Raw genomic sequence first — 24,826 nt, 5'->3', positions numbered from 1 at the left:
GTCAGATCCGGTTCCGCAGGAGGCGGTCCCGGTGCCAGCGTTGATGTTCCCGCAGTGAAGCGTCCAATTCCCGGACCCAATCGGGCCGCTCACCATCGCCCGCATCCAAGACGCCCTCCAGTTGCCGGATCATGCGCGCGGATGCGGCCAACGAATGCAAGGGCAAGCTGGCCTCCTCGGCTGGCGTGAAGGCTCGCCGGCTGCGGTAACCCGCCAGGAATGCTGCCAATAACTCGGGCCGTTCCCTGGAGCCCAGGGTGGTTCCGGTCAGGTCCCGGACGGCAAGGGCGACGTCGGCGGCGAACCAGCCGTGGTGAGCCTCATCGGCGTCGAAGAACGCTACTCCCCCGGGACCGAACCGGATGTTGTCCAATTCAAAGTCACCGTGGCAGATGCCGTGCGAGTACTGGTCCGGGTCGAGTTTTGCGATTTCGTCCTCGACGGACCGGATGGCGCGGTCCAGCGGTCCGTCGCCTAACCCGCCCAGGTTCATCCCGGCCGCCTGTTTCTGAACTGGCGGCACGTCGAGCTTGGGCGGCGCCTGCTCCGGAACTGCCTTTCCACTGGCGTGAAGGCCAGCCAGCGCTGCTCCCCACTCGGCTGCCTGCCCGGCGGAAAGGTCCTCGACGGTAAATTCCGCGCCTGCGGCCGCGGGGACCAGCATCGCAACGACGCGGCCGTCCGGAGTCTCGACGGCTTCAGAAAGCTGGCCGTTCGTGCTCGGGATCGGCGCCACGGCACCCAGTCCCTGGCCGGCCCAGCCAGCCAGCAGCGGCACCGAGTTGGCGAGCTTCACTGCGGCCGTGGACCCATCCCGGGCAAATCGCAGATAGGCAGGCGGCTGGTGGCCGTCCGGGGCCGGGATGACGAAGACGTGGGTGGCACTCGACCGCAGCCACCGGGCGGAGTCCGCCGGAAAGCCCCAGGCCGCTGCAACGGAATCGGCTACCGGGCTGCGCCAGCTTTCATCCACGGTCCCGCTGATTCGCCAGATTTCGGAAATGGGAAGCACGGGACAAATATGGCACAAGACATGCTCGAGGCCGTGGATACTGATGTGCGCGGCACCTGGAGGTGCTGCAAACTGTCTTAAGACCTGCACATCCAACACGCACATGCGCTGGGCAGAACGCTGCACACAAGGAAGACACTTATGAGCCGAAGGATTTTCGACAGCCATTTCCACATTATCGATTCCCGCTTTCCGCTCGTGCGAAACAACGGATACCTGCCGCCCGAGTTCACGGCGACGGATTATCTGCGCGCCGTTTCAGACCTGGGAGTTACGGGCGGCGCAGTGGTTTCGGGTTCATTCCAGGCTTTCGACCAGACCTATCTGACCGACGCACTTGCAACACTTGGCCCGATGTTCGTGGGCGTTGCCAACATTGCCGAGACGACAAGCGATGAGGAACTTCTTCGTCTTGCTGAAGCGGGAGTCCGCGGCGTTCGGTTCAATCTCTACCGGGGCGGCTCCGCAGAAATTGAAAGTGTTTCCTCACTTGGGCAACGAGCATGGGATGTTGCAGGGATGCACGTCGAGTTCTATCTCGACGCGAATGACCTCGTTGACTTGGAACCGGTCATTGCAGCACTTCCGAAGGTGAGCATCGACCACTTGGGAATGACTTCGACGCATCGCGACGTCCTGCTCCGGCTCGTGTCCCGTGGCGTACGCGTGAAGGCCACAGGCTTCGGCCGGGTCCAACTGGACGTGACTTCCACTATCCGACAGATCCACCAAGAGAACCCCGAGGCGTTGATGTTCGGAACCGACCTCCCCAGCACCAGGGCCCCAGTGCCCTTCCATCGGGACGACCTGGAACTCGTTGCGGACATTCTTGCCGACGACGCGAGCCTCGCCCTTTACGACAACGCGGCACGCTTTTACGGTTTGCCGGGATAGCTCCCCACCGGGCGGTGGTACGCCCGCTGATGACTTCTCCGTTGTCGGCCTATTAATTCTCCCTATTGCTGGCCACACGTCAGGTTTAAACTGGTCTTGCACTCAGCGGTTGCGTGCACAAAAGGAGAAGGTCATGGCGGTCATCGAGCAGGTGCGTGAAGGAATGCACGTCGTAGCGTCGGATGGGAAGAAGATCGGCAAGGTCGAGGACCTGAAAATGGGCGATCCGGAAGCAGTGACCTCGGATGGCCAGACAAACCCTGAAACAGGAGGCCTCGTCAACAGCGTGATCGATGGCTTTGCTGTGTCCTCCAAGTTGCCCCGGCATGCCGCAGAGAGGCTGCTGCGGATTGGCTATGTGAAAGTCGACAGGTCCGGCTTCCTGGCCGGTCACGCCTACTTCGCTGCGGATGAGCTGGACCGGGTTGAGGGCGACACGTTGTGGCTCACAGAGGGTAGGACCGCGGAGTAAGGAATAAGGAGTAGCGCCTTGGTGGCGCTACTCCGACGAAATGGTCACTCCGTATACGCGGGATACCTAGGGTCACCATGCGCGGGGACCGCAGGCGGCGGACCGTCGTCTAGAATTTTCAAAGCATCATCGGTACTGGGGGCAGCCGATCGTGGATCCCCGTGCTGTGAGCGCCATCGGCCAAACAGAAACGGGATCCAGCAAACATGAGTCACCCCCCTTACCCCAACTCACCCCAGAATGACACCGGAGCAGGAGCTCCGCCGATCCCGAACGGACCGATCCCGAACACACCGTCCAGTTTTGGAGGGCAGTACCAGGGAGCACCGCAGGGCGGGTACCAGCCAGGACCAGGTTCAGGCCCTTACGGCTACGTTCCCTACACCAATGGTCCGGGCAAGTCCTTCATGACCACCTGGATCCTGTCTCTCCTCCTCGGCAGCCTGGGTGTAGACCGCTTTTACCTGGGCAAGATCGGCACCGGCATTGCCAAGCTGCTGACCGCCGGCGGACTCGGCATCTGGTCCATCGTTGACCTGATCATCACGTTGACCGGCAATGCCAGGGACAAAGACGGCCGTCCGCTGGAGGGGTACACGGAGAACAAGAAGACGGCATGGATCGTCACGGGCGTCGTGTGGCTCGTCGGGCTGGTCGTGGGAATCCTGTATGGGCTCGTTGCCATTGCGTCCACCGCAGCAATGATGGAGCAGCTTCAGAAGTCGCCGGCCACACAGTCGGCCGCTGCGGAGGACACCGCCAGCGAAGCAGCACCCGCACCACCTTCCGGTAACGCCAACTCCTTCGTGGTTACTGTGTCCGAGGGCAACACAGCAAAGGTCACCGTCACAGATTCCCTCTATGTCACAGAGATTCCCTCCATGTCCTACATGACTCCGAACAACGGCGGGTTCCTTCTGGTGGAGGTGTCTTGGGAGACGCTCACTGGAATGAGCTCCCCCAGCCCTGCCAACTTTGAGGCCTACGATGCGGACGGTAACGAGGGCGAGGGCATTTATCTGGAGGAGGGTGCCCTGCCGAGCGAGATGGACAGCCCGGCTGGCCAGGTCCACAGTGGAGTGATTGCATTTGACATCAAGAACGGACCCACCACCATCGAGATCAGCGATGACTACGGCGACAAGGCATCGACCTTCACGCTGACAGCTCCTGTGGGTCAGTTGTAAATCCACGCCCACAGGTCCGAGGTTAAGTGCTGTGTCGTTGTGGCTGGAGTGCAGCCACAAGACGCCGGTAGCATCCGAGGATGGAACCCACAGAAGCGGAAGTCCGTGACCAGTTCGGCAGGAACCTGGAGGACAAGGGTGCCTGGCGGCAAGCCACCACTCTTGATGCCGCCGGGGAACTGACGGCGCGCTGGCTCGAAGGGAAAAGTGAGTACCAGGCGGCTACCTTCACGGTCCGCTATGACGACGAAACTGAACCCATCGCCGTCGAACTGGCAGCTCTTAACAGAAGTGGTCTCTTCACCAAGGAATCCCAGCCCGGCCTGCAGGCCGGGGAAAGCGCGCAGCGCCAGTACGTCACAGGATTCTGCAGCGCCGAAACCGCCGCCGACCTGCTGGCTCTGTCCACCCGGTCCGACCTCGTCACCGTGGCCCACGCCCCCGGTGAGTCCAGCAGGGCGTCCATAGCGGTAACGCTCGACGGCGGCGAGGTAGTGACAGTGTTGGGTTCCAGTGAGAATCCGGTCACTGAGGATCAGATTCGGGACTGGGCGGAGGAAAGCAACGAAAGCTTGGCATTGCTGCTGGCCGACTCCTGGTACGTGGAGATCCTGGACCCCGTGTGGGGCAGGAACGACGTCCTGCTCCCGGCTGTCTTCGCCGCACTGACCGCCCGGCAGTAGGCGCCTACCGGGCCTCAGCTCCCCTGTTCTCCGTGACGACGGTGACAATCTCCGTGTTGTACGACTGGGATGACCGCATGGAGCCCCGGAACCAGCAGAGGGCATGCACGCCTGCGTCCCCCGGGACCACTATGGGGCGCAGGTTGTCCACTTCGGAATCGGAGGTGACGGCCTCCCAGTCCCAGCTGGCGCCGCCGTCGGACGTCCGTCCCGAATAAATCTCGTAGTGGTCCGTCGGGCCTCCGGAGCGCGGATCCACCGGCGCGGAGATGTAAACGTGGTCAAGGTCGTGAGGATCCACGGCACCCAGCCCGGTGTAGTCCTGTTCGTGCGGGAGCAGGGCGGGCCCCGCGACGGCGAGCGGGTGGAGGCTCCAGGCCGAGCCGTCAAAGCGTGCGTACAGCAGGCGGTGATCGTCGACGTCGAGGCGTTGCTCCCGCTTCAGCACACCGTTGACGTCGTTGGCGCGGCAGGTGATGATCGCGGCAAGCTGGCCTCCCTGCCTTCGCAGGTCGGCGGTCCATCCGTGGGTGAGGACATCGCCGTCGAGCTCGGTGCCTGCCTCGAAGATGGTGGTCAACCCAACCTGGCTGACGCCGGCGGACCCGATCACGGGCTTGCTGATGACCTGCCCGGCCGCATCGTGCAGGGCATCCCCCTGGACATAGCCGTGGTAGATGCTGTTGTTGTAGTCCCGTGGGTGGTGGTCGGTGGAGATGAGGTCGATCCGGTCCGTGCCGTTGGAGCAGTACCGGGTGTAGCCGTTGACGTAGCCCACCTTGGGACGGGTAAAGAGCTTTCCGCCATAGCTCCAGGTGGCGCCGTCGTCGTCGGAAACCATCAGGGTGGGGTCATCGTTGATGGCACGGACGAAGTTGTAGGTCCGTGACTCGTTGGCGAGGCGGTGCAGGTTGGAATAGGTGGCGCCGCGGCCGCCTGCGAGTTCGGTCCAGTCGAAGGCCTGTTCGGGCTCCCACTCGCTGGCGTCATGCGGCCGGACTGAAACGCGCCAGCGGGAGTAATTGTCCGTCTTGTGCTTGGCGTACATCGCCAGGTAGCGCCCGTCCGGACGGATCAGCAGCGCCGGCGCGTTGTGGTCGTCCGATTCGAGCTGCTCGTGGAGGACGTGGACTTGGCTGACACCCGTGGCCAGGTCCAGGACCGCCACTTCGATGTTGCCGCAGCGGTGTTCGCCGCCCGGCCCCTCGGGTGCGGCGACCGAGCCCACCAGCAGGGTGTTGTTCACGGGATCGATCAGCGCCCGTTCATCCTGGAACCAGCACCAGGCACCGTTGTCGTTGAGCGTTACTGGAGCGTTCGTCATTGAGTTCCCCTGTGGTTGCATCGTTTCAAAAGAAGGATTACGACCATCGTAGTCAACTTGCTTCCTCCAGCCCGACTATGGCGGCTTCTAACTACCTTGTCCCCCACCAAGAATTGCATGGCTGCCTCTCTCAATGCGCGGACGCCGGGACGTGGGTGACGTCGTCGACGTCGTCGATGATCGGCGGTTCCTTGATCCACAGCATGGTGACCGCGGCCAGACCGAGGAGCACACCGGCGGACACGATCGCATTGTTCGGGTTGGCTCCCAGCAGATGCTCGTAGATCCAACCGAACGTCACCGACTGAATCATCATTGGCACCACGATCATCATGTTGATGATGCCCATGTAGACGCCGTACCTGTTTGAGGGGATCATCCGGACTGCCATGATGTAGGGCACTCCCATGATGGAGGCCCAGGCGATCCCGAGGCCGATGATCGGGAGGAAGATCAGGAACTTGTTGTCGATGAACGGGAAGATCACCAGCCCGGCAGCCGCCAGCAACAGGCACACGCAGTGGACCATTTTGGCGCCGCGACGCCGTGCGAAGGCAACCAGGGCAAAGGCGACGCTGAAGGTGATGATGTTGTACCAGCCGTTGACGAGGCCGGTCCAGGCGACAGCATCTTCCTTGCCTTGCAGGTTGTCCGGGAACACTGACTTGGCAACGGACAGAGCCACGAACTGCCAGTAGCAGACCATGCCGTACCACTGGAACAGGTACACAACTGCGAGCTTGCGCAGCCGGCGCGGCATCACGCGAATCGCCTCAGCGATCTCCTTGACCGCGGGAACGAGGCCGCCCTTCTTCGCTCGCAATGCCGCGAGCTCCTCTTTGGATGGCGGGATCTCCGGCGTGGTCAGGACGGAGACGAGCACTGTGGCGATCGAGCACACGGCACCAACCATGAATGAGCCGACCACCCAGTACGGGATGCCGGCTTCGGTGGCCCCCTGGATGAATTGCTGGAAGACGAACAGGGAGATGTTGGCCAGGGTGATGCCGAGGCCGGTGAAGAACGCCTGGGCCAGGAAGCCCTTACCGAGCTGGGAAGGAGGCAGTTTATCGGCGATGAACGCACGGTACGGCTCCATGGCCGTGTTGTTGCTCGCATCCAGGAGCCACAGCAACATCACCGCCATCCAGACCGCGGTGACGAAGGGGAATAGGAACAGGCACAGGGCGCAGCCGATTGCGCCAATGAGGAAGAACGGCTTGCGGCGCCCCCACCGAGGGCTCCAGGTGCGGTCCGAGAGGGCACCAATGAGGGGCTGGATGAGGAGGCCGGTGATCGGCCCTGCCAAGTTGAGGATGGGCAGATCGGCGGGGTCTGCGCCGAGGAACTCGTAGACCGGGTTAATCGCGGTCTGCTGCATCCCGAAACTGTACTGGATCCCGAAAAACCCGATATTCATCAAGAGGATCTGCCGCATGTTCATCAACGGTTTCTGCCGAAGGGCCCCCGTTTGCTGCATGCTGGACTGCTTCGCCGAACTCATAGGCGTTTCCTTCTTACGGGCTACCCCCGCTGTCGACGAGCTTAACCATCATACTCGGTTCCATCGTGAGTCGAACGGCATGAATAACCCGGATGACATGTGCCCGCAACACTGCTGGGGTGTAATTGCGATTCAACTTTTGAAAGGCGGCAGGATGAACGGCACCATGACGGGCACAAGAATTGCAGATCCCATCACAAGGGGAATAATCGAGCTCCGGACCAACCCTGTCCGCACCCAAATAATTGACCATCTGGCACTGCGCGGAGCAAGCCGTTTATCGGACATTAGCGACGCCGTCGGCTCGCCCCGGGCAAGTGTGCAATATCACTTATCGAGGCTGGAGGACGCATCAATTGTTCGGTGCAATATCCCGGCCGGCGAAAGAACCGGATTCACCCCTTTCTACTACCTGACTGCCACGAATGGTTACTTTTCGACCGTATAGGCGAAGGGGTCGGCCCACCCCAGGGTGGGCCGCCTTCATTGAGGCCGCCCACCCTGGAATCGGGCCGCCGAGTCCTGACTCGGCTGACAGCTACACCCCGGCCGGCTCGGCCACACGGGCAACTTCGGCAATTCGGGCGGCAGTGAGCCGGCCCATTCGGATGGCTCCGTCCACGTGCTGGTAGCCTTCCGCGGCGAGGTCCGAGGAGCACCAGTAGATGGGGCCGACGGGGGTGTGCTGGTCTTTTCCGTAGCGGTGGAGCCCGCCCAGGTCGTAGCTGGACGCGTATGCGCCCCGGGTCCACTCCTCGGAGCCCCAATCCGATTCGTAGTACACCTCAGGGTCCAGCGCCCTGTCCCCCAGGAACCCGGCGATCGACTCAAGCACCAGGCGCTTGCGTTCGTCGGCACCCAACTCGAAGACGGCGTCGGCCTTTTCATCCGAGATAAAGCCCACCAAAGTCCCGCGTGCATCGCCGTGGTTGGTGTTGTCGTAGACCTCCTGGACCAGCGAGCCGGCGCCGAATCCGGTCCCGGAAAGGCCCTCCTCGCGCCAGAACGGCGTGCTGTAGACGGCATGGACCTTGATGACCAGGCCCAGCGACTGGTGCTGGTGCATCTGGTGCTGGCGGCGCGGCAGCGGCGGGTTGAAGGAAACACGCGAATAAAGGTTTGGCGGCACGGCCATGATCACAAACCGTGCGTTCACGGTTGCCCGCTCGGATACGACGGTGACGCGGTGGCCGTCCTCATCATGCTCCCAGTTGATGGTTCGCACGGGACTGTCGAGGACGACGTCGTCACCCAACTCTCGCGCTTGCAACAGGGAGACCTGCTGCATTCCGCCCACCACGCGCTTGTCCAGGATGAAGTCCTCGTCGGTGAGGTGGGTGAAGGACCCGGCAGAGGCTGCCATCAGCACGGCCTGGAGCGCGGAGAAGGCGTGCGCGGGCTTGGTGAGCATGCCGCCGGCGATAAACAACCCGATATTGTTGCACGCTTCCTCGTTGTCGGAGTTGGCGCGCAGCCAGTGGTGGAAGGAAACCGTGTCCAGGTCCCGGGCTTTGGGATGCGCCCAGGGTTCGGTAGCACCGATTTCGGCGGCCAGTCCGTCCAGCAGGGCAATGAGTTTGTCCATTTCGACGGCGGTGGCCGGGTCCACCGGGAAGGAGTCGCCGGTGTAGCGAACAGGTTTGCCGTCGGCTCCGATGTAGACGGACTCGCCACTGCGGTAGCGGGAATAGGTCTTCAGGCCCAGTTCATCCAGCAGGTCCAGGAGCACCGTCTGGTCCGGCGAGACCCACTGGCCGCCGATCTCCAGCATGGCCCCGTCCACGGTGTCCGTCCAGGTGCGGCCACCCACGCGGTCCCGGGCTTCCAGCACGGCCACGGTCAGTCCCGCTTTCTTCAGTTCACGGGCTGCGGTCAACCCGGAGGGTCCCGCTCCAACGACCACAACGTCGCGGTTTAGGTTCAGCATGATGTCCTCTCTGTGGCTGCGCCAGTGATACGCGCCACTAAATGAATGCCATTCATTTATTAGAACTATAGCGGTTCGCGCCGCGCTCGGGAAGACGTGGGTGGAATAATGCTGGGGAACCCCCCACGAAAGGGCCCGCACCATGCCGGCTGCCGCCGCACCAGGAACCACCGCCGGAAAAGCCGGCACCAGTACCGCCGCCGGCGTCGCCACGGGACCCGCTGACGGGTCAAAGGGCGGACGACGCCGGGCCGGCCGCCCCTCGGCGGCCCTGCTGGACCAAGCCGGCATTACGGCAGCCGCCCTGGAACTCATCGGCAAGAAGGGCTACGACGGCCTCACGATGGCTGCCTTGGCACGCCAACTGGACGTGGCGCCGTCGGCCCTTTACAACCATGTGGCCTCCAAGCGTGATGTCCTCCTGCTCGTGGAGGACCACCTCGCGGCCCTTGTCGATGTTTCGGGATTTGGGGCGCGGCCGTGGGAAGACGCCGTGCGGACGTGGGCGTGGAGCTACCGCGACGTTTTTGCCCAGCACACTCCGCTGATCCCGGTCATCGCGGTCCTGCCCGTGACGGACGCACCTCAGACCCTGGCCATGTACGAGACCGTAAGCGCCGGTTTCGTGGCGGCAGGCTTTCCCGAAGAGCGGATCGTGTCAGCGATCGTGGCCCTGGAGTCATTCATTTTCGGCTCGGCCTATGACGTCACGGCGCCGGCGGACATTTTCGACGCCGGCAGCATGGCCGATGCGACTCCGCACTTCACTGCGGCCGTACGGAGCCTGGCGGCGCGGGGCGACGAGCGCCCCGCGGACGTAGCCTTCGGCCTGGGGCTCGATGCACTCATCACTGGACTCGGGGCGCTGCGGCGCTAAGGGCGCGCTGAACGAGGTACTTCCCAGGCGCCGCCCGCCTTGACGGCGAGGACCGGGCGGTCGGCCTGCATCAGGATCCGCTGGGCATGGCTTCCCAGGATGAACTTTCCTACCTGGGTCCGGTGCCTGAGCCCGATGACGATCAGTGATGCATTGGCCTCACGTGCGACGTCGAGGAACTCATCGGCAAGGTCGTGCTGGTAGGGGGGCTGGATCACGGTGGCCATGACGCCGGCTTCTGCCGCGCGGCTGGCCGCCCGTGCCAGGACATTGTCCGGTGCCACTGACTTGTCCACCAGCGCGCCTTCCCTTGCCGAGTTGACGATCACCAGGTCCTCGTTGCGGAGCTTGGCTTCGGCAATGCCTGCCGTCAGCGCGGCTTCTCCTGCCGGCGTGGGGACGAATCCGACGATGATGCTCATACCTTCTCCTTGATTTCCGGCGTGACAGCCGTGGGGGCAATTGATTTGCGCTTGGCGATAGCACCGCGGATGACCGGAAGGACGGCTACCAGGACGAAGACCGCCAGAAGGGTTGCGGAGATCGGACGGCCAAAGAAGCCCAAGGAGTCGCCGCCGAACATGAGCAACGAGCGGCGCATGGAGCTTTCCAGCAGTTCGCCCAGCACGAAGGCCAGCACCAGGGGTCCCGGCTCGAAGCCGAACTTCTTCATGAGGTAGCCGATGATGCCGAACACAACGACGAGCGTGACGTCGAACATGCTGTTGTTGATGGTGTAGGCACCCAGCAGGGTGATCAGGGCCGTGACGGGTGCCAGAATGGCAGCCCGGACGCGGAGGATCTTCACGAAGATTCCCACCAGCGGCAGGCTCATGATCAGCAACAGGACGTTGCCGATGTACATGGAGTTCACCACGCCCCAGAAGAGTTCCGGGTTCTGCTCCACCAGCTGCGGTCCGGGCGTGACGCCCTGGATCAGCAGCGCACCGAACATCAGCGCCATGGTGGCGTTGGCGGGGATGCCAAGGGTCAGCAGCGGGATAAAGGAAGACGTCGCGGCAGCGTTGTTGGCAGTTTCCGGGCCGGCCACACCTTCGGGTGCGCCCTTTCCGAAGCGTTCGGGCTGCTTGGCCCGCTTTTTCTCCATGGCGTAGGAGGCCATGGACGCAATCGTGGCACCGCCGCCGGGCAGGATGCCCAGGAAGAAGCCCAGCACGGAACCTCGGCCGATCGCGCCGGAGGCCTGCTTGAGATCCTTGCTTGAAGGCCAGACGTTAGTGACTTTCGACGGCGCCTTGGCGGCCCGGTGGCGTTCCTCAAGGTTGTAGAGGATTTCGCCGAGGCCGAAGATGCCCATGGCGATCGGCACAAAGTCCAGGCCGTCGGCCAGTTGCAGGCTGCCGAACGTGAACCGGCTTTCACCGGTGAAAATGTCGCGGCCCACGGTGGCGAGCAGGAGCCCAAGGGCCGCGGCGATGAGTGCCTTGGCCTTCGAACCGCTGCTGATGGTGGCCACAAGGAGGATACCGAGCATGGCCAGGGCGGTGTACTCGGGTGCACCGAAGTCCAGGGCGAAACTTGCCACGATGGGCGCCAGGAACGTCAGGCCGATGATGGCTGCTGTGCCACCGATGAAGGATCCAATGGAGGCCAGCCCCAGAGCCGTTCCTGCCCTGCCCTGCTTTGCCATCTGGTAGCCGTCGAAGACGGTGACAACTGAGGACGCTTCACCGGGAAGCCGCAGGAGCACGGAGGTGATGGTGCCGCCGTACTGCGCGCCGTAAAAGATGCCGGCCAGCATGATGATGGCGGTGACCGGCTCCACGTTGTACGTGAGCGGAAGCAGGATTGCGATGGTTGCCGCCGGTCCAAGGCCGGGCAGCACACCGATCAGCATGCCGATCACGACGCCGATCAGGCAGTAGAGGAGGTTGGTCGGCTCCAGGACAACCGCAAATCCGTTGATAACGGGATTCAGAAAATCCACGGGGGTCTCCTAGAAGAGGTGGGGAATGGAGGTGTTGAGCGCCAGGACGAAGATTGCGTAGAAGGCAATAACGACGGCGGCACTGACTACCAGCGTGGAGCGCCACGTTTCGCCGCCCAGGAAGCGCATCCAGATAAGGCACAAGACCAGGGCCGGCAGCTCAAAACCGATCAGCGGCATCAGGGCCACCATGGCGGCGAGCGTCACCAGGCCGGTCAGCGGTGCCGCGGACATCCGGGTGAATTTCTCCGCATCGCGGTTGTGCCGGCCCAGGATTAGTTGAAATAGTCCAAGGGCTACCATGACGCAGCTGATGATGAACGGCCACAGGCCAGGCTGGGGCTTGTCTGGCGTTCCCAGCCCCATGGAGACCGAGAGGATGACCGCGCCAATTCCGACGCCAAGGACCACCAGCGACGACGCCGCGTTGGCGAGGGCCCCGGCCGCGGGAGGCTTTTCCTCTTCCCACTGGGCTGCGAGTTGCTCTGGTGTCAGGTCATCGGGAACTTCGCTGGGGAGGGTGCTCGGGCTGTCCCCGCCGGAGGCAGCTGACGTGCTGCCTCCGGCGGGCACTGCGGGGGTTCCTTTCACAGGAATCACTTGGTTCCGCTGAGGCTGATGTCGTACTTCTCCACCAGTTCCTTGTACTTAGTTGCGTATCCCTTCCAGTCGGCGACTACTTCCTCACCGGAAATCTCCTTCGGGGTCAGCATGTTCTTCTTGTTGAACTCCTTGTAGGCATCCGACTTGAAGGTTTCCTGGAAGGCCGCGAGCAGTTTCTGCTTGACGTCCGCGGGCGTGCCCTTGGGGGCGGCGACGGCGCGGTACTGGGCTACCGGTACGTCGTAGCCGGCTTCCTTGGCAGTGGGGGTGTCCGGCAGGAAGCTGTTGCGTTCCTCCGAGAAGACGAGGAGCGGTGCCACCTTTCCGGCTTCGATCTGCGGCATCGCTTCGCCGAGCTGGATAGTGGCGAGCTCCACCTGATTGCCGAGCACAGCCGTCAGGGCCGGTTTGCCGCTGTCGAAGGGGATGTCCGTACCCTTCACGTCCGCCTGCTTGAAGAGTACGGTCTGGGCAAGCTGACTTCCGGTGCCAACGCCCGTGGTGCCAAAGGTGACGTTGCGGCCGGCGCCGGCTACGTCGTCGAACGTCTTAAACCCGGACTGGGTGCTTGCAACCAGCACGTAATCGTCCTGCGACAAGCCGGCGATGATGTCCAGGTCGTCGATGTTCACGGCTTCGTCCGGGGTGACGGCCAACGGAGTGATGGTGACCAGGGATGCTGTGAGGAGGACCAGTTCCTGTCCATCGGCGGGCTTGCCTGCCACTTCCTTGGTGGCGAGGGCGCCGTTGGCACCAGGCTTATTCACAACGGGCATCGGCTGGCCCAGGGTCTTGGAGGCGCCTTCGGCAAGGGCGCGGGCGATCAGGTCCGTGCTGCCACCTGCAGCCTGGCCTACCGAAAGGTTGACGGGCCCGGAGGGGTACTTGGCGGAGTCTGTTGCGCCGCCGGCGACATTGCCGCAGGCCGTCAGCGCCAGCAGCGTCACGGCAGAGGCCGCACCGAGAATCGTGCGGCGGGTGGGGAAGTGCATCATTGGAACTCCTTGAGGAAATCTCCGGAACGGGGGTCCGGCATGTGATGTGAACCGAATCACTGGCTCGCTGTGACGACTATAGGGAGCCGCTATGATGCCTGTCTAAGCCCTAAAATGCATCGGGTGATACCGGAAAGGCATCATGTTTACTTTTGACCAACTGGCCGGATTCATTGCCGTCGCGGAGGAACTCCACTTCGGACGGGCCGCGGAAAGACTGAACATGACCCAGCCTCCGCTGAGCCGCCAGATCCAGAAACTGGAGAAAAGCATCGGCACGGAACTACTGGAACGCGACAACCGGAAGGTGGAACTCACTCCAGCCGGCATCGCCTTCCTGGACGAAGCCAAGCGTCTTATGGCACTGGCCAACCGGGCGCCAATTACCGCGCGCAGGATCGCCACAGGGCGCGCAGGCGTGTTGCGCGTCGGGTTTACCGCGGCCAGCGGGTTCAGCATCCTGGGACCGCTGCTGGAAGAAATCGCCACAATCCTTCCCGAGGTGGACATCGACCTCCAGGAACTCGTCACGGGTGAGCAGATCCAGGGGCTGCTGACGGGAGAGCTGGATATGGGCCTGGCCCGGCCGCCGTTCGACCGCGAAGTCTTTGATTCACACCTGCTCTACCGCGAGTCCATGATGCTGGCAGTCCCGGCCGGGCACCGGTTGACGGAGCTTTCCCGGCCCGTTGAAGACGCAGACCTCCGGGACGAACCCCTGATCATGCATTCACCCACCCAAGCCGCCTATTTCTACGACCTGGTGATCCGCATGCATGACATCCAGCACGGGAATGTCCTCCACACCGTGAGCCAGATCCTCACCATGGTCTCCCTCGTGGCAGCACGGCGGGGGGTGGCTTTTGTGCCACACTCGGCCACGCTGCTCGCCATCAAGGGCGTCGAATTCCTGCCCCTCGCCGGGCCCAGCAGCGAGGATCCGGTGGAGCTGCATGCCATCTGGAACCGCAAAGTCGCCAACCCGGCACTCCGGCGCCTCCTCCAGGACCTGGAATTCCGGACAGAGTAGCGCGGGGATCCGGCAAACCGATTGACGATACGTTTTGGGTATCAATCAATACGAAAAGGCACTTAGACAGGCATCAGTCAGCCTGCCTACTCTTGACACGAACCAACACCCCTTAGCCGGCAGCGGCATTCACACAGAGGACAACATCGTGGCAAAGTACACCCCGCAGGAACTGGCAGACACCCTCAAGGAAGGCCTGCTGTCCTTCCCGGTGACGTCGTTTGATGCCCAACTGCGGTTCGATGAAGAAAACTACCGCAAGCACCTGGCCTGGCAGGCGAGCTTCCCTGTGGCCGGCCTCTTCGCAGCGGGCGGCACCGGCGAAGGGTTCTCCCTGACGCCGTCGGAATCAGAGCGCGTGGTCCGCACCGCCGTTGAAGAGGTAGGTGGCCAGGTTCCCGTGCTGGCATCCGCTGGCGGTTCCACCGCCCAAGCCATCGAGAACGCCAAGGCTGCCGAGGCAGCGGGCGCCGATGGCCTCCTGCTCCTCCCGCCGTACCTCACCGAGGCTGACCAGGGCGGCCTGATTGATCACGTCAGCGCCATCTGCGGCGCAACGTCGCTGGGTGTGATCATTTACAACCGCGCCAACGCCATCTACAAAGACACCACCGTGGCCACCCTCGCGGACCGCCACGAGAACCTGATCGGTTTCAAGGATGGCGTGGGCGACCTCGAACACGATGCCCGGGTTTACGCCAAGCTCGGCGACCGCCTCTTCTACCTCGGCGGCCTGCCCACGGCGGAAACCTTCGCGCTCCCGCTGCTCCAACTCGGCATGAGCACTTACTCTTCCGCCATGTACAACTTCGTTCCGCAGTTTGCCCTGGACTTCTACCAGGACGTCCGTAACAACGACCGCGTGGCCGTGAACAAGAAGCTCAATGACTTCGTGATCCCATACCTGGACATCCGCGACCGAGTGAAGGGATACTCCGTCTCCATCGTCAAGGGTGGCCTGGACGCCATTGGCCGCTCGGCCGGCGGTGTCCGCCCGCCGCTGCAGAACCTGGCTCCGCAGGACTTCGCGGACCTCAAGGCCCTCATCGCCACCGTCTCCTGAACAACCGCCTCCTGAACACCTTCTCCTGAGGAGTAACCACAGTGACACTCACCGGACATTCCCTGATTGCCGGCCAGCCCGTCGTCGGCGCCGGCAAGACAACCTTTGGCTTCAACCCCGCCACCAACGAGGCACTCGAACCGACCTACACGCTGATCACCGAAGAGCAGCTGACGACGGCGACCTCCGCGGCGGCGGAAGCCTACCCCTCTTTCAGCACCCTGGACCCGGAAACGCACGCCGCGTTCCTGGACGCGATCGCGGACAACATCGAGGCCATCGGCGAGGAACTCATCACCCGCGCCGGCCAGGAAACCGGCCTGCCCGCCGCGAGGTTGACCGGCGAACGCGCCCGCACCACCGGCCAGCTCCGGCTCTTCGCCACTGTGGTCCGCCAGGGCGACTTCCGCGGCGTCCGCATTGACCCGGCCATCCCGGACCGCTCGCCCCTGCCCCGGGCGGACATCCGCCAGCGCCAGATCCCGCTCGGCCCGGTCGCCGTCTTCGGCGCGAGCAACTTCCCGCTCGCATTCTCGACGGCGGGAGGCGACACCGCGTCCGCCCTCGCAGCCGGCTGCCCGGTCGTCTTCAAGGCCCACAACGCCCACCCCGGCACCAGCGAACTCGTCGGCCAGGCTGTGGTCAAGGCCGTCAAGGACCACGGCCTGCACCCGGGCGTGTTCTCCCTGATCTACGGCCCCGGATCCAGCATCGGCCAGGCCCTCGTGGCCGACCCCGCGATCAAGGCGGTCGGCTTCACCGGCTCCCAGTCCGCCGGCATCGCGCTGATGCGCACCGCCGCAGCCCGGCCCGAGCCGATCCCCGTCTACGCCGAAATGTCCTCGCTGAACCCGGTCTTCGTCTTCGACGGCGCCCTCAGCGGCTCCGTGGAACAGATTGACGCGCTGGCACAGCAGTACGTCACCGCCGTCACCGGCAGCTCAGGCCAGCTCTGCACCTCCCCCGGACTCCTGTTCGCGCCCGAAGGCGAGCTGGGTGACAAACTGGCTGCCGCCGTCGGCCGCGCGATCTCCGCCTGCGCCGGCCAGACGATGCTCACCGAAGGCATCGCCGGATCCTGGAATGCCGGCGCCGAAGCCCTCGGTTCCGCGAACGGTGTCACCGTCGTCGGGCAGGGCACAAAGGGTCCCACCGAAAACGCGCCCGCCCCCACCATCTTCGGCACCCACATCGGCGAGTTCGTCTCCAACCACGTGCTGCACGCCGAGATCTTCGGCGCCGCGTCCCTGGTGATCCGATACTCCTCCACCGAGGAACTCATCGAGGCCGTCGGCCGGCTCGAGGGCCAGCTCACCGCCTCCCTGCAGCTCACGGAAGAGGACTACCCGACGGCGGCACGCCTGCTTCCAGCCCTCGAGCAGAAAGTGGGACGCATCATCGTCAACGGCTGGCCCACCGGCGTCGAAGTAGGCCATGCCATGGTCCACGGCGGCCCCTTCCCGGCTACCTCGGACACCCGCACCACCTCAGTAGGCACCCTCGCGATCAACCGCTTCCTCCGCCCGGTCTCCTACCAGAACCTCCCGCAGGAACTCCTTCCCGCAGCCCTGCAGGACACCAACCCCTGGCACCTGAACCGCCGCATCGACGGCACCGTGGTTGCGGCAGATGCAGAGGTCAACGCATGAGCACCCAGCCAACCATCGCAAAGATTGAAGTGGTCCCGATCGCCGGCCACGACAGCATGCTGATGAACCTCAGCGGCGCCCACGGACCATTCTTTACCCGCAACGTGGTCATCGTTACCGATTCGGAGGGCCGGACCGGCCTCGGCGAGGTCCCCGGCGGCGAGAAGATCAAGGGCACCATCGAGGAAGCCGGGACGCTCGTCACTGGCCAGCCTGTAGCCCGCTACCGGTCCCTGCTACGGGAGATTGCGGCAGAGTTCGCCCACCGTGACGCCGGCGGCCGCGGCCTGCAGACCTTTGACCTGCGGACCACCGTGCACGCTGTCACCGCCGTCGAATCCGCCCTGCTGGACCTTCACGGCCAGTTCCTCGGCATCCCCGTCGCTGAACTGCTCGGCGACGGCCAGCAGCGCACCTCTGTGCCGATGCTCGGATACCTCTTCTTTATAGGAGACCACGCCCGGACTGACCTTCCCTATCTCGTGGAGGAGGCGCCGTCAGATCGCTGGGAGAAGCTGCGCCGTCAGGAGGCCATGACGCCGGAGGCTGTTGTTGCCCTGGCCGAAGCCGCCCAGGAGCGCTACGGCTTCAGCGACTTCAAGCTCAAGGGCGGCGTACTCTCCGGCGACGACGAAGTGGATGTGGTCACCGCCCTCGCCAAGCGCTTCCCCGAGGCGCGCGTGACCCTTGATCCGAACGGTGGCTGGCTCCTGGAAGACGCCATCCGCCTCGGCAAGCGGATGCAAGGCGTCGTTGCGTATGCGGAGGATCCGTGCGGAGCCGAGGGACGCTTCTCCGGCCGCGAGGTCATGGCTGAATTCCGGCGTGCCACCGGCCTGAAGACCGCTACCAACATGATCGCCACGGACTGGCGGGAGATGTCACACGCCATCCGCAGCAACGCCGTCGACATCCCGCTCGCGGACCCGCACTTCTGGACCATGTCCGGTTCCGTCCGCGTGGCGCAACTGTGCAAGGAATTTGGCCTGACCTGGGGATCGCACTCGAACAACCACTTCGATATCTCACTGGCAATGTTCACGCACACCGGTGCAGCTGCCCCGGGCGAAATCACCGCACTGGACACGCACTGGATCTGGCAGGACGGGCAGGGACTGACCAAAAACCCGCTGCAGATCCGCGACGGCGCCATCGAGGTTCCGGACGCCCCGGGCCTGGGCATCGAGCTGGACCGCGAGGCCCTGGACAAGGCGCACGAGCTGTACCTGCAGCACGGGCTTGATGCCCGCGACGACAGCATCGGCATGCAGTACTACATCGAAGGCTGGTCCTTCGACCCGAAGCGCCCCTGCCTGGTCCGGTAGGCCGTTTCGACCACCAAGCTTCCGCACGGCCGGCCCTCTTTTCGCAACAGGAGGCGGCCGTGCGGAATCACCTCAGTTAAATAGAAGGGCGCACTTTGGGTGGCGTTGTCTCCGGAATACTGATCGTCTCCGCTGTCATTGCCGTAGGCTATTTCGCCGCCCGGCTGCGGATCCTGGGGCCGGAAGTCCAGGGCGCACTGACCCGGACGGCCTTCTACATCACCAATCCGGCCTTGCTGTTTACCGTTGTGGCCGGAAGCGACATCCGCGCTGCCTTGGGAACAGATGCCCCACTCGCGTTGCTCTCAGCAACGATAGTGGGGCTTCTCTATTGGCTGGCGAGTTTCCTGTTCTTCCGGCGTCCGGTGGCGGAGACCGCGGTCGGGGCCATGGCGAGCAGCTATGCGAATGCCAACAATATCGGCATTCCGGTGTCCCTCTATGCAGTGGGGACTGCGCAGCATGTGGCCCCCGTGCTCCTGGTCCAGCTCCTGGTTCTGGCGCCGTTCTACCTCACTGTCTTAGGGCTTGCGTCAGGCTCCAAGGTCTCGTGGAAAAAGGTGCTGTTACAGCCGTTCGCGAGTCCCATGATCATCGCCTCCGGACTGGGTGTCGTCGTCGCCCTCACCGGCTGGACCGCGCCGGACCTGCTTCAGAAGCCCATCGACATGCTGGCCGGAGGCGCCGTGCCCATGGTGCTGCTGGCCTTCGGCCTCTCCCTTGCGGGCCGTGCTCCGCTGCAGAAGGGCGATGGCCTGGTAGAAACGCTCGTGGCAACGTTCCTGAAGATCGCCGGGATGCCACTTGTTGTGTGGGCCTTGGGCCGCTTTGTCTTTGGACTGGACGGCCAGCACCTGCTTGCAAGCGTGATCATGGCCGCGCTGCCCACGGCCCAAAACGTGTTCCTCTTCGCCTCCCCCTATGGCCGCGGAATGAGCGTGGCCCGTGATGTCATCCTGTGCACCACGGTATTGAGCGTTGGCGCGCTGCTTGTTGTCGCCTGGCTGGTGTAGCCGCCAACTGTCAGCTACTTGTAATACAAGTTTTATACTTGTATTCTAAGTAGGTGGGCAACGCAGCCCTGACAGCCAGCTTTCGAGGAGCACCCATGAGTACCGTCGACCTCATCCGCCATGTAAAACTCTCCACTGCAAGACTTCCGCTCGCTGTCCCGATCAGTGATGCCAAGGTCTTCACCGGGCGCCAGAAGCCCATGACGGAGGTCGTCTTCCTCTTTGCCGAGATCACCACGGAGCAGGGCCACAGCGGTATCGGCTTCAGCTACTCCAAGCGCGCCGGCGGCCCCGCCCAGTACGCTCACGCCAAGGAGGTCGCCGAAGGCATCATCGGCGAGGACCCCAACGACATCGGCAAGCTCTACACCAAGCTCCTCTGGGCCGGCGCCTCCGTGGGCCGCTCGGGCGTCGCCACCCAAGCGTTGGCCGCCATCGACATCGCCCTCTACGACCTCAAGGCCAAGCGCGCTGGACTGCCGCTGGCAAAGCTGTTGGGCTCCTACCGCGACTCCGTCCAGACCTACAACACCTCGGGCGGCTTCCTCAACGCCTCCCTGGAAGAGGTCAAGGCCCGTGCCACGCAGTCCCTCGACGAGGGCATCGGCGGCATCAAGATCAAAGTGGGCCTGCCCGACAGCAAGGAAGACCTGCGCCGGGTTGCCGGCATCCGCGAGCACATCGGCTGGGACGTCCCGCTCATGGTGGACGCCAACCAGCAGTGGGACCGCGCCACCGCTCTGCGCCTGGGCCGCCAGCTGGAGGAATTCAACCTTGTCTGGATCGAAGAACCGCTGGACGCCTACGATTTCGAGGGCCACGCCCACCTGGCCAATGTGCTGGATACCCCCATCGCCACCGGCGAGATGTTGGCCTCCGTTGCTGAGCACAAGGGCCTGATCAACGCCAACGGCTGCGACATCATCCAGCCGGATGCACCCCGCGTCGGCGGTATCACCCAGTTCCTGCGCCTCGCCGCCCTCGCCGATGAACGCGGGCTAGGGCTGGCCCCGCACTTCGCCATGGAGATCCACCTGCACCTGGCCGCCGCCTACCCCCGCGAGCCCTGGGTGGAGCACTTCGACTGGCTAGACCCGCTGTTCAACGAACGCCTCGAGACGAAGGACGGCCGTATGATCGTCCCGGACCGCCCGGGCCTCGGCGTGACCCTGAGCGACCAGGCCCGGGCCTGGACCACCGAGACCGTGGAGTTCGGCGCGTAACCTTGAACGCATGAGCCGGAACCTGACCGCGGACCTCGCCGCCGACCTTCGCACCCGCATCGTGGACGGCGTCATCCAGCCCGGCGACAAGCTCCCCAGCGAGAACGCGCTCATGGGCGAATTCGGCGTCAGCCGCACCGTGGTGCGCTCAGCTTTAACTCGCCTCCAGGCCGAAGGGCTTGTGGAAACCGAACGGGGGCGGGGCAGCTTCGCGCTGACCCCGCCCGACGACGGCACTCTTCCAGTCCCGGGCAGCCGACCGGTAGCCAGCGTGGAGGACCGCCTCCATCTGCTCGAATTCCGAATGGGTGTGGAGGCCGAGGCTGCCGCCCTGGCCGCCCGCAACCACACCGAACGCCAACTCCGGGCCATTAATGCCGCCCTGGAACAGTTCACCGCCAGCCCGGACCACCCAGGCCATGCAATGAAGTTCGACTTCGAATTCCACCGGGCCATCGCTGCCGCCTCCGGGAACCCGTTCTACTCGGACTGCCTGGCCGCCCTGGGGCAGACCATGATCGCGATGCCGCGCACCCGGCTGATGACCGGCGTCGAGCACTACGCCCGTGACCACTTTGACCAAGTGATCCACGAGCACCGGTCCATCGCCGCGGCCATCGCTGACGGAGATGAAACCGCCGCCGCCGCCGCGATGCGCAGCCATCTGGCAAATTCCCGACGCCGGTTTAAGGCTTCCGTGCGGCCGTCTCCGTGAGCGCAAATGGAGTCCACCTGTTGTAATGCCCTGAGGGCATCAAACAATGCGATATGCGTGTTGGACGCGCATCGAATTCCCTGAATACAGTGGACCACGTCCCTGTGTTTCACACCACAGGAGTTGAAACGGGTCCACGGACGGGCCCCCACCGCAATACCTAAGGAATTTCCCCATGCAGTCTGTAGACACCGCTGTCACGGATGTGGCCCTGGCCACGAAGAAGTTCTTCAAGCGGGTGCTGCCCATCATGCTTGTCATGCTCGTGTGCAACCAGCTGAACCGGTCCAACATCGGCTACGCCCACGAACACCTCGAAGCGGACGTGGGCATTGGCGCCGCCGCCTACGGCTTCGGGGCAGGACTCTTCTTCATCGCCTACGCGATCTTTGAACTCCCCAGCAACGTCATGATGGAGAAGTACGGCGCCAAGGTGTGGCTGGCCCGGATCATGGTCAGCTGGGGCATTGTCTCCTTTCTGATGGCGTTCGTGCAGAACGAAATGATGTTCTATGTGTTGCGGTTCCTGCTGGGGGCCGCCGAAGCCGGCTTCTTCCCGGCAGTAATCTTCTACTTCGCCCGGTGGGTACCGGCCGGCCAGCGCGGCAAGGCGACCGCCATCTTCATCGCTGGCTCCTCCATCGCCGCAGCACTGTCCGGGCCCATCGCCGGCATGCTGCTGAGCCTTCACGACGTCCTGGGAATCCGCGGCTGGCAGTGGCTGTTCGGCTTCGAGGGCCTGCTCTCCGTGGTGGTGGGCATCATCGTGTTCTTCCTGTTGGACGCCAAGATCCAGGACGCCAAGTGGCTCTCGGTCGGCGAAAAGTCCGCCCTGGCCAACGCCATCGCTGACGAGGACGCCCAGCACGCCAGCACTTCCGGGGCGAAGATCAACCGCTGGAAGATGCTGCTCAACCCGCAGATCCTGCTGCTTTGCGGCATCTACTTCTCCGTGCAGCTCTCCATCTACGCCAACACTTTCTGGCTGCCCACCATCGTCAAACAGATTCCCGGAACAACGGACCTGAGTGTTGGCTTCCTGTCCTCCATACCGTGGGTGTGCGCCGTCTTCGCGATGTATTTCGCCGCCAAGTGGCAGGACAAGGCCAGGTCCAAAAAGCCGCTGCTGGTGGCCGCGCTGCTGGTCGCCGCCGTCGGAACGCTGGCCGCCGCGATCGCCAGCCCGGTCCTGGCCCTCGTGTTCCTGGCCATCGCCGCCATGGGCTTCAAGAGCGCGTCGCCGCTGTTCTGGACCATCCCGCAGTCCGGGCTGCACCCTCTGGTCCTTGCTCCCGCCATCGCGATCATTAACTCGCTGGGCAACCTGGGTGGTTTTGTAGCCCCGTTCGGGTTCGGCATCATCAAGGAGACCACGGGCAGTGTCGTGCCCGGCCTGTTCGCACTTGCCGCAGCCTCCACCCTGGCGGCCGGACTCGTCTACTTCCTCAAGGAACGCCGCACCCCGGCCTCGCCTGGGAAGGCACCTGAGCAGGAGTCCCGCAAGGCAACCTCCGGCGAAGAGCTTATGGAGCCGGCCACAGCCCGCTAGAAACCTGTCCTTCGGCTTATCCCCGCCCCGCGGTCCAATCCCCCACGCGATTCCAGGGGAAATGACCGTGCGGCGGGGATAAGTCGTCGCGCTGCCGTTCTCTGAACGCAAAAGAGCCCCGGTCCTAAGACCGGGGCTCTTTTATTTGCGTGCGCGAGGGGGGATTTGAACCCCCACGCCCTTTCGGACACTGGCACCTGAAGCCAGCGCGTCTGCCGTTCCGCCACTCGCGCGCAACTTCTTTTCCATGAATTGCGACCGGTTTCCCGGTTCCGCACCATGTAAAAGCAGCGAGATCAAGCATAACGGACATCGGCGGCAAAACACCAATTGAGGTCGGCAGCCTGGCCTACGCGGCCGATCCAGGCATGTATCAAGGCCACGGGAGCCACCGGCAATGAACCCTTTCTGACCGCGCGCAGATCGCCCGGAACGAACTTTTCCGCAGGCCGGGCCGTTGTGGATTAAGGTCATTCACAGGCCTGCCCAGTAGTATCTGATGTAGTAGTGCCTGCCGTCGGCGGGCCTGCCGATACGCAGTGATCTGTGTTGCTGGTTGAGTTCCGGAACGAAAACTGCCCCGCAGTCGGGGGGAAAGGAGGAGGACCATGGGTTTGCTGGACAAGGTCGAGCGCGGCATCGAAAAGGCCGTTCGCGGTGTCTTCTCCACTGGTTCCCGGGCGCAGGTCGAGCCAGTTGAGATCGCAAGCCGGCTTCGCCGCGAGGTGGACCACAAGGCGATCACCATTGCCGCCGGCCGGACCCTCGCCCCCAACGTTTTCGACGTCCTGCTCAGCGAGGACGATTTCAAGCGGGCGCAGGAATGGGGCACTCCGCTGGCTGAGGAACTGTGCGACGTCGTCATCAACCATGTCCGCAGTCAGGGCTACACGCTCCAGGGCTCCGTGCGGATCTCATTTCGCCGCTTCGAAGAGCTGCGGGCCGGCGATTTCGAGATCAAGTCCTCCACCGAAAAATCAAGCGGGGCACCTGCCAGCCCAGCGCCCCGGCCCAATCTCCCCGCCGCCCCCAGCCGCCAGCCCACCCGCCTGCAGCCAGTCCTGGACATCGATGGCCAGCGCTACTCGCTCAATGCCCCTTCGATCATCCTGGGCCGGTCCTCCGAGGCCGACATCCTGGTTGACGACACCGGCGTGTCCCGCCGCCACCTCGAGATCCGCACGGCGAACGGGGTTACCAGCGCCGTGGACATGGGTTCCACCAACGGCAGCTATGTTAACGGGCACAAGGTCGCAGGCAGCACCGAACTTACCGACGGCTCCACCATCACAATGGGACGGACAAAGATCATCTTCCGCTTGCTCCCCGCCACCTCTGGTGGCCGCCCATGAGCGAACTGACCATTACCGCCCTCCGCTTCGGCTTCCTGCTCCTGCTCTGGGTGCTGATTTTCAGTATCGTGTCGGCAATGCGCCGGGACCTGATGGTGGGCCGCAAGGCCGCCGTTGGAACTCCCACTGCCCGCCAGGTCCGGAAGAACCCTGAACTGGCCGATGCCCCGCCGCAGCCCGTGAAGCAGCAGGCACACCAGCTCGTGGTCACCGAAGGACCCCTCAAAGGCACCACCATCCCCCTGGCGGCCAGTCCCATCCTCCTCGGCCGGGCCCAGGAAGCCACCTTGGTGCTTGAAGACGACTACGCCTCCGGCCGTCACGCCCGGCTCTTCCCGCAGGGTAGTAGATGGTTCATAGAGGACCTGGGCTCCACCAACGGCACGTACCTGGCGGACCAGCAACTTACCCGCGCCCTGCCCGTTGAGCCTGGCGTACCTGTGAGGATCGGCAAGACGGTCATCGAATTGAGGCCATAGCC

At 63.8% G+C, this 24,826-nt stretch carries 23 protein-coding genes and 1 tRNA gene; 15 read left to right on the top strand and 9 right to left on the bottom strand.

The annotated features are described in order from the left end of the window. Nucleotide 1 precedes the first annotated feature (1 nt). Complete coding sequence (locus V9L17_RS03575) at nt 2-1,012, bottom strand: phosphotransferase enzyme family protein (RefSeq protein ID WP_337350490.1); 1,011 nt, start codon at nt 1,010-1,012, stop codon at nt 2-4. A gap of 141 nt (nt 1,013-1,153) precedes the next feature. On the opposite strand from V9L17_RS03575, the gene V9L17_RS03570 reads away from it, so the two are divergent. The 4 genes from V9L17_RS03570 to V9L17_RS03555 all read left to right on the top strand — a co-directional run bounded on the left by V9L17_RS03570 (nt 1,154) and on the right by V9L17_RS03555 (nt 4,248). Then, the gene (locus V9L17_RS03570) at nt 1,154-1,906 is read left to right on the top strand and encodes an amidohydrolase family protein (protein WP_337350489.1); all 753 of its coding nucleotides are present in this window, start codon (nt 1,154-1,156) and stop codon (nt 1,904-1,906) included. Nucleotides 1,907-2,039: 133 nt separating this feature from the next. Continuing rightward, a complete protein-coding gene (locus tag V9L17_RS03565) occupies nt 2,040-2,378 on the top strand; it encodes a hypothetical protein (RefSeq protein WP_337350488.1) in 339 nt (112 codons plus the stop codon). A 206-nt stretch (nt 2,379-2,584) separates the two neighbouring features. Next, nucleotides 2,585-3,565: a TM2 domain-containing protein gene (locus V9L17_RS03560; RefSeq protein WP_337350487.1), complete on the top strand. Its 981-nt coding sequence runs from the start codon at nt 2,585-2,587 to the stop codon at nt 3,563-3,565. Between the two features lie 80 nt (nt 3,566-3,645). After that, complete coding sequence (locus V9L17_RS03555; RefSeq protein WP_337350486.1) at nt 3,646-4,248, top strand: DUF6919 domain-containing protein; 603 nt, start codon at nt 3,646-3,648, stop codon at nt 4,246-4,248. Nucleotides 4,249-4,252: 4 nt separating this feature from the next. Here the strand turns inward: V9L17_RS03555 and V9L17_RS03550 are convergent, their stop codons facing one another. The 3 genes from V9L17_RS03550 to V9L17_RS03540 form a co-directional block, all read right to left on the bottom strand. Further along, nucleotides 4,253-5,572, bottom strand: coding sequence for a BNR-4 repeat-containing protein (locus V9L17_RS03550; protein ID WP_337350485.1), 1,320 nt, complete (start codon nt 5,570-5,572; stop codon nt 4,253-4,255). A gap of 130 nt (nt 5,573-5,702) precedes the next feature. Beyond that, nucleotides 5,703-7,076: an MFS transporter gene (locus V9L17_RS03545; protein ID WP_337350484.1), complete on the bottom strand. Its 1,374-nt coding sequence runs from the start codon at nt 7,074-7,076 to the stop codon at nt 5,703-5,705. Nucleotides 7,077-7,614: 538 nt separating this feature from the next. Continuing rightward, nucleotides 7,615-9,003, bottom strand: a complete 1,389-nt coding sequence (locus tag V9L17_RS03540; RefSeq protein WP_337345213.1) for a flavin monoamine oxidase family protein — start codon at nt 9,001-9,003, stop codon at nt 7,615-7,617. Nucleotides 9,004-9,274: 271 nt separating this feature from the next. Between V9L17_RS03540 and V9L17_RS03535 the strand changes: the two genes are divergently transcribed. Further along, entirely contained in the window at nt 9,275-9,880 is a 606-nt protein-coding gene (locus V9L17_RS03535) for a TetR/AcrR family transcriptional regulator (protein WP_443198005.1), read from the top strand. Here V9L17_RS03535 and V9L17_RS03530 read toward each other — a convergent pair. The 4 genes from V9L17_RS03530 to V9L17_RS03515 are packed head-to-tail and all read right to left on the bottom strand — an operon-like array spanning nt 9,877 to nt 13,426. Then, the gene (locus V9L17_RS03530) at nt 9,877-10,302 is read right to left on the bottom strand and encodes a universal stress protein (RefSeq protein ID WP_337350482.1); all 426 of its coding nucleotides are present in this window, start codon (nt 10,300-10,302) and stop codon (nt 9,877-9,879) included. The genes V9L17_RS03535 and V9L17_RS03530 overlap by 4 nt on opposite strands. After that, nucleotides 10,299-11,828, bottom strand: coding sequence for a tripartite tricarboxylate transporter permease (locus V9L17_RS03525; protein WP_337350481.1), 1,530 nt, complete (start codon nt 11,826-11,828; stop codon nt 10,299-10,301). The genes V9L17_RS03530 and V9L17_RS03525 overlap by 4 nt, the downstream gene beginning before the upstream one ends. A gap of 9 nt (nt 11,829-11,837) precedes the next feature. Further along, on the bottom strand, nt 11,838-12,419 hold the full coding sequence (locus V9L17_RS03520; RefSeq protein ID WP_337350480.1) for a tripartite tricarboxylate transporter TctB family protein: 582 nt from the start codon (nt 12,417-12,419) through the stop codon (nt 11,838-11,840). A gap of 5 nt (nt 12,420-12,424) precedes the next feature. Beyond that, nucleotides 12,425-13,426, bottom strand: coding sequence for a Bug family tripartite tricarboxylate transporter substrate binding protein (locus V9L17_RS03515; protein WP_337350479.1), 1,002 nt, complete (start codon nt 13,424-13,426; stop codon nt 12,425-12,427). Between the two features lie 142 nt (nt 13,427-13,568). On the opposite strand from V9L17_RS03515, the gene V9L17_RS03510 reads away from it, so the two are divergent. The 8 genes from V9L17_RS03510 (at nt 13,569) to V9L17_RS03475 (ending at nt 22,993) form a co-directional block, all read left to right on the top strand. Next, the gene (locus tag V9L17_RS03510) at nt 13,569-14,456 is read left to right on the top strand and encodes a LysR family transcriptional regulator (RefSeq protein ID WP_337350478.1); all 888 of its coding nucleotides are present in this window, start codon (nt 13,569-13,571) and stop codon (nt 14,454-14,456) included. Between the two features lie 148 nt (nt 14,457-14,604). Further along, nucleotides 14,605-15,519 carry a 5-dehydro-4-deoxyglucarate dehydratase gene (kdgD, locus tag V9L17_RS03505; RefSeq protein WP_337350477.1) on the top strand — a complete coding sequence of 305 codons (915 nt, stop codon included), beginning with the start codon at nt 14,605-14,607 and terminating at the stop codon, nt 15,517-15,519. 41 nt (nt 15,520-15,560) lie between these two features. Continuing rightward, on the top strand, nt 15,561-17,168 hold the full coding sequence (locus tag V9L17_RS03500) for an aldehyde dehydrogenase (NADP(+)) (RefSeq protein ID WP_337350476.1): 1,608 nt from the start codon (nt 15,561-15,563) through the stop codon (nt 17,166-17,168). Further along, the gene (locus V9L17_RS03495; protein WP_337350475.1) at nt 17,165-18,493 is read left to right on the top strand and encodes an enolase C-terminal domain-like protein; all 1,329 of its coding nucleotides are present in this window, start codon (nt 17,165-17,167) and stop codon (nt 18,491-18,493) included. Before V9L17_RS03500 ends, V9L17_RS03495 begins: the two co-directional genes overlap by 4 nt. A 95-nt stretch (nt 18,494-18,588) precedes the next feature. Continuing rightward, on the top strand, nt 18,589-19,506 hold the full coding sequence (locus V9L17_RS03490) for an AEC family transporter (protein WP_337350474.1): 918 nt from the start codon (nt 18,589-18,591) through the stop codon (nt 19,504-19,506). 95 nt (nt 19,507-19,601) lie between these two features. After that, a complete protein-coding gene (locus tag V9L17_RS03485; RefSeq protein ID WP_337350473.1) occupies nt 19,602-20,729 on the top strand; it encodes an L-talarate/galactarate dehydratase in 1,128 nt (375 codons plus the stop codon). A gap of 10 nt (nt 20,730-20,739) precedes the next feature. Next, on the top strand, nt 20,740-21,444 hold the full coding sequence (locus V9L17_RS03480) for a FadR/GntR family transcriptional regulator (RefSeq protein WP_337350472.1): 705 nt from the start codon (nt 20,740-20,742) through the stop codon (nt 21,442-21,444). Between the two features lie 175 nt (nt 21,445-21,619). Next, nucleotides 21,620-22,993, top strand: coding sequence for an MFS transporter (locus tag V9L17_RS03475; RefSeq protein WP_337350471.1), 1,374 nt, complete (start codon nt 21,620-21,622; stop codon nt 22,991-22,993). A 150-nt stretch (nt 22,994-23,143) separates the two neighbouring features. Here V9L17_RS03475 and V9L17_RS03470 read toward each other — a convergent pair. After that, nucleotides 23,144-23,226, bottom strand: a tRNA-Leu gene (locus V9L17_RS03470). A 375-nt stretch (nt 23,227-23,601) separates the two neighbouring features. On the opposite strand from V9L17_RS03470, the gene V9L17_RS03465 reads away from it, so the two are divergent. Beyond that, on the top strand, nt 23,602-24,345 hold the full coding sequence (locus tag V9L17_RS03465; RefSeq protein WP_337345199.1) for a DUF3662 and FHA domain-containing protein: 744 nt from the start codon (nt 23,602-23,604) through the stop codon (nt 24,343-24,345). Next, complete coding sequence (locus V9L17_RS03460; RefSeq protein WP_337345198.1) at nt 24,342-24,824, top strand: FHA domain-containing protein FhaB/FipA; 483 nt, start codon at nt 24,342-24,344, stop codon at nt 24,822-24,824. Before V9L17_RS03465 ends, V9L17_RS03460 begins: the two co-directional genes overlap by 4 nt. Nucleotides 24,825-24,826: the final 2 nt, after the last annotated feature.

Source organism: Pseudarthrobacter sp. CCNWLW207 (genome assembly GCF_037203945.1).
In the GTDB taxonomy this organism is placed as follows: Bacteria; Actinomycetota; Actinomycetes; order Actinomycetales; family Micrococcaceae; genus Arthrobacter.
This window is presented reverse-complemented; position numbering and strand designations above follow the sequence as displayed.